The sequence below is a fragment of the Halomonas sp. 707D4 genome (assembly GCF_024158685.1).
Lineage (GTDB): Bacteria > Pseudomonadota > Gammaproteobacteria > Pseudomonadales > Halomonadaceae > Vreelandella.
Genome location: NZ_JAMZBD010000265.1, coordinates 1 through 4,439 on the forward strand (window position 1 = coordinate 1; position 4,439 = coordinate 4,439).

At 64.5% G+C, this 4,439-nt stretch carries 5 protein-coding genes and 1 pseudogene; all 6 read right to left on the reverse strand.

Annotated features, from left to right (window positions below):
* A partial coding sequence (locus BIS11_RS11655; protein WP_253586083.1) for an SDR family NAD(P)-dependent oxidoreductase occupies positions 1-380 on the reverse strand: 380 nt, incomplete at its 3' end.
* Positions 381-452: 72 nt separating this feature from the next.
* Positions 453-1,688 (reverse strand): multidrug effflux MFS transporter, encoded by a 1,236-nt coding sequence (locus BIS11_RS11660; RefSeq protein WP_253426030.1) that lies wholly within the window; start codon positions 1,686-1,688, stop codon positions 453-455.
* Positions 1,685-2,293: a TetR/AcrR family transcriptional regulator gene (locus BIS11_RS11665; protein WP_253426033.1), complete on the reverse strand. Its 609-nt coding sequence runs from the start codon at positions 2,291-2,293 to the stop codon at positions 1,685-1,687. The genes BIS11_RS11660 and BIS11_RS11665 overlap by 4 nt, the downstream gene beginning before the upstream one ends.
* Positions 2,294-2,413: 120 nt before the next feature.
* Entirely contained in the window at positions 2,414-3,259 is an 846-nt protein-coding gene (locus BIS11_RS11670; protein WP_253426036.1) for a 23S rRNA (adenine(2030)-N(6))-methyltransferase RlmJ, read from the reverse strand.
* An 86-nt stretch (positions 3,260-3,345) separates the two neighbouring features.
* Positions 3,346-4,041 carry an OmpA family protein gene (locus BIS11_RS11675; RefSeq protein WP_227391291.1) on the reverse strand — a complete coding sequence of 232 codons (696 nt, stop codon included), beginning with the start codon at positions 4,039-4,041 and terminating at the stop codon, positions 3,346-3,348.
* Between the two features lie 43 nt (positions 4,042-4,084).
* Positions 4,085-4,439: pseudogene (locus BIS11_RS11680) on the reverse strand (YggW family oxidoreductase); the annotation flags it as partial.

Genomic DNA, 4,439 nt, shown 5'->3' on the forward strand with positions numbered 1-4,439 from the left:
CCACGGCGTACAGCGGGCAGCAGCGTACGTGCCAGCACCACCGGCGCGGTGGCGTTGGTCCAGAACAGCTCGCCAAGCTCTTCGCGGCTGGCGCATTCGGCGCGCTGATGATCCGGCCCCATGATACCGGCAACGACCATCAGCACGTCGATGTGTGCGCACGCCAAAAGCCTTCCCAGTTCGTCCGGCGCGGCCAGGTCCACGACCACGATCTCGAGCCGGCCCGGATGGCGCTGCTCCAGCGCCTTCAGCGCCTCTCTGGAGGCGCCTTCGCGGACGCTGGCGATCACCTCGAAACCGCGGGCCAGCCACTCTGCCACGAGTCCCAGGCCGATGCCGCGTGAAGCGCCGATCACCACGGCGCGCTGAGCGTTGGGCATGTTCGTTCTCCTCTTGGTTCTCCTCGTGGGATGGCGGCCGATCGTTCGGCCGCTTTGGTGCCGATCCAGGCTTCAGGTCGACTCGACGGTGCCCGCCGGGTGAGCGGCGTTTTGCTCTTTCACGCTGGCACACCAGCACAGCACGAGTGCCAGAGTGCCGCAGATAGCGATGGTGGCCGGCAGCTGGCTGGGGCTGACCACGGTCAGGCTGACCAGCAAGCCCACCACCGCGGAGAGCAGGTACTGAAGCACGCCCATCAGCGCCGAAGCCACCCCGGCGGGAGAATCCGCCGCGTTCATGATCAACGCCATCACGTTACCGAACACCATGCCGAGCGAAGCGATCGCGAGCCCCAGAATGAGGCCGTAGACCACAAGCGTCGGCGCGCCGAGGACATTGACGCACCAGAGTAGCGCCCCGGCCAAGGTGTAGATCGCCGTACCCAGCATCATGACGCGAAAGGTCGACCACTCCCGTTTGACGAGCGCGTTGCTGACCGCCCCGCCGACCACCAGTCCCACGGAATTGGCGGCGAAGAGCTGGCTGTACTGGGTCGAATTCAGCCCGAAGTGCTCCATGAACACGAACGACGAGCCGCTGATATAGGAGAAGAACGCCCCCAGCACCAGCCCGCTCGCCACGCTGTAGAGCATGAACACCGGCTGTACGAAGAGTCGTGCATAGCCTTTCACGATGCTCGCCCCGCTGAGGGCAACGCGCTGCTCGATTGGCAACGTATCCGGCACGCTGACGACTCCCCACACCAGCGTGACCAGGGCCAGCGCCGCCATGGCCCAGAAGATCATGTGCCACTCGGCATAGAGCAGCACCAGTCCACCCAGTACCGGCGCGACGATCGGTGCGACCATCACCACCTGCATGAGAATGGAAAGTTTCTGAGCCGACTCCTTGAGCTCGTAGACGTCGTCGATGATCGCGCGCGGCGCCACCAGGCCAGCCGAAGCACCGAGCGCCTGCAGAAAGCGGGCGGCCAGCAGCGTCTCGAAGGAGTGAGCCAGGGCGGCGATAACCGAGCCCCCGATGAACACCAGAAGCCCGATCAGAAGGGGCCAGCGGCGGCCGAAGCGGTCCAGCAGCGGACCGTAGATCGCCTGCCCGACCGCCAAACCAATCAGAAAGATGGCCAGGGTCTGCTGAATCTGGCCCGCAGAGACGCCTAAATCCTCGGCGATGTCCGGCATGCCCGGTAGATACATGTCGATCGCCATGGCGTCCAGCGCGGTGATCAGCGCCAGCAGGATCAGAAGCCCGGTGCCGATGGTGGCTTGCTTGTTGTCACGTGTCATGGTGTCTTTCCACCCTCGCAATGATGGATCAGGGAGTCTTCGAAAATGCTCGAGAGCGCCTCGAGGCGCTCTCGGGCGAGCTCGGCGGTGGTGTAGATCAGCTTGACCTGAAGGCTATCGACGATACCGAGATAGGCCAGCGCGAAGCGCTCGCGCTGCATGGCGGAGAGCGCTCCCTGCGCCCCCTGCCAGTCATCGAGCCTTGCCAGAAAGCGGTCATTGAGCTGGGCCAGGTACGCCTCGTGCCGCGCATCGACCCACTCGGCCAGCGTGTCTGGCGGCATATAGCCCGCGCGCAGTAAAAAGCGCAGGTGGGCGCTTTCACCGAAGCGGCGAATGAGCGCATGGCAGTAGCGCAACCCGGGAAGCGCCCGGTCGCTTTCATCGTTGAAACAGTCGTCGGCGAAGGTGCGCTCGATGCCCAGCGCCTCCTCGAAGGCGGCCATGAATAGCGCCTCTTTCGAGGCAAAATGCGCATACAGCGACGCCTTGCGAATACCCACCGCCTCGGCGATGGCGGAAAGCGAGGCGCCGTCGTAGCTCGCCTCGGCGAAGTGCGCAATCGCCGCGGTGACGATGCGCTGGGTAGCGGGTGAGCGTGTCATGAGAGTCGACCTCGTGAAGCTTATCGAAGGTCGGGCACTATACTACCTACCGGTCGGTAGGTTCAATGTCATGGATACTTCATTGGGCATCGAGAGGCCGCCAGCACGGTGGCAGCGTATCTACTCCTCGACCAGCCAGTGGGCGTCGAAGCGGCTTTCGCCGCCGAGCAGCGTGGTGATCTCCCCCATTGCGCCTTGCAGGCGCTCGTCTAGCCCCCAGGGCGGGTTCACCACCAGCATGCCGCTGGCGTACATGCCATGGCGCTCGCCGCCCGGCTCGCGCAGGTGCAGCTCGCTTTGCCAGATCTTGCGCACGCCGCTGGCACTCAGGGCGTCCAGCAGGGTGTGGTGGGCGCCGGAGGGCAGCAGCGGGTACCAGATCATCAACACGGCGTGGCGCACCTTGGCGAGCGCGTACAGGGCGCTGTCGGCGACCTCCTGGTACTCCGTCTTGCGCTCGAAGCTCGGATCGATCAGCACGCAGAGCCGCGGGGTGGCCACCGGTACGCGCGCCTCGAGCTCCTTGAGCCCGTCGCCGTGAACGCGTACCGCGGCGGCGGGCAGCGCCTGATCGAAAAGCTCGGCGTGCTCGCCCGGGTGCAGCTCGCAAAGGCGCAGCGCATCCTGCTCGCGAAGGCCTTGGCTCAACCACCAGGGCGATCCCGGGTAGCAGCTCAAGTCAATGCCATCGGATTGGACGCGTGCCACCTGGGAAAGCCATTCGACCAGCAGCGGGTTGTTCAGGCTTTTTCGCGCCTTCCACAGCGGTTCGATGCCCTCACGGTGCTCTTGAAGCTTCAGTGCCTCTTTCGATGCCAGTGGATAGAGCCCACGACCGGCATGAGCATCGACATATGTAATAGCGCTTTTTTTACGTAACAAATGATCTTTCACCGCATAAAGGGTGAGGTGCTTGTGAACATCGGCAAAGTTGCCGGCGTGATAGGCGTGTTGGTAGGAGAGCATGGTGATCCGCACTGATGAAATAAAAAAGCCCGCTATCCATGATAGCGGGCTCGTGGGTCAGACCCTACCGAATCAGACCAGATCGATCAGTAGTTGCCTTGACCTTGGCTCTGACCGGCCTGACCGGTCGGCGTCAGGGTGATCTCGACGCGACGGTTCTGGGCGCGGCCCTGGTCGTTGTCATTGCTGGCGACCGGCTGGGTGGCACCGTAACCGCGCGTGTTGAGACGCGACGAAGAGACGCCGTTCTGGCTCAGGTAGCTGCCCACGGCCTGGGCACGACGCTCGGAGAGGCGCTGGTTGTAGTCGGCGGCGCCGGTGCTGTCGGTGTGGCCAGCGATGTTGACGCGAGTATCGGTGTACTGGGTGAGGACGTTGGCGACTTCGTTGAGCGCGCTGCGTGCCTGGCCGGTCAGCTCCGAGGAGTCGAAGCCGAAGGTCACGCTGCTGGGCATGTTGAGCACGATGTCGTCGCCACGGCGGTCGATCTCGATGCGCGAGCCCTGCAGGCTTTCACGCAGCTGGTTTTCCTGACGATCCATGTAGGCCCCCACGCCGGCGCCGGCGGCCGCGCCCACGGCGGCACCGATTAAGGCGCGGTCGCGGCGGCTGGTGCTGCCGTCACCGGAAAGCGCGCCCGCAGCGGCACCCACCGCGGCACCGATGCCGGTGCCGATGCCGGTGTTGGAGCGCTGCGTTTGGCCACCGTAGGGGTCGGAGGTGGCACAGCCGGCCACGAGAAGGGCGGCGGCCACAGGGGTCAGCAGTCGAGAAATACGCATCACTCACTCCTTAAAAGCTTGTTTGATTGATCGCGCCGTCGGGTCAATCGTCACTGATCAGCCCGAGCAGCTCGTTCAAGAATAATAGACCATGGGGTGAGGCACGCAGCTTTTCGGGCATTTCCATCAAAAGTCCTTTTTTCTCGGCGCTTTGTAACCGGGCGAGCAGCGTCTCTCGAGGCTGCCCGGTATAGGCGCTCCACAGCGCCATGTCGACGCCCTCGGTCAGGCGCAGCGCGTTCATGGCAAACTCCAGCGGCAGCTCCTCGCGCGCGATGGCGCTCTTGCCGGCCACGAAGCCCCGTGGGTCGAGCCGCCGACGCAGGTACGCCTCGGGCTGGCGGGTCTTCCAGCGCCGCTCGATCGTCCACCGGCCATCGGTGCCGATGCGTGAAAGC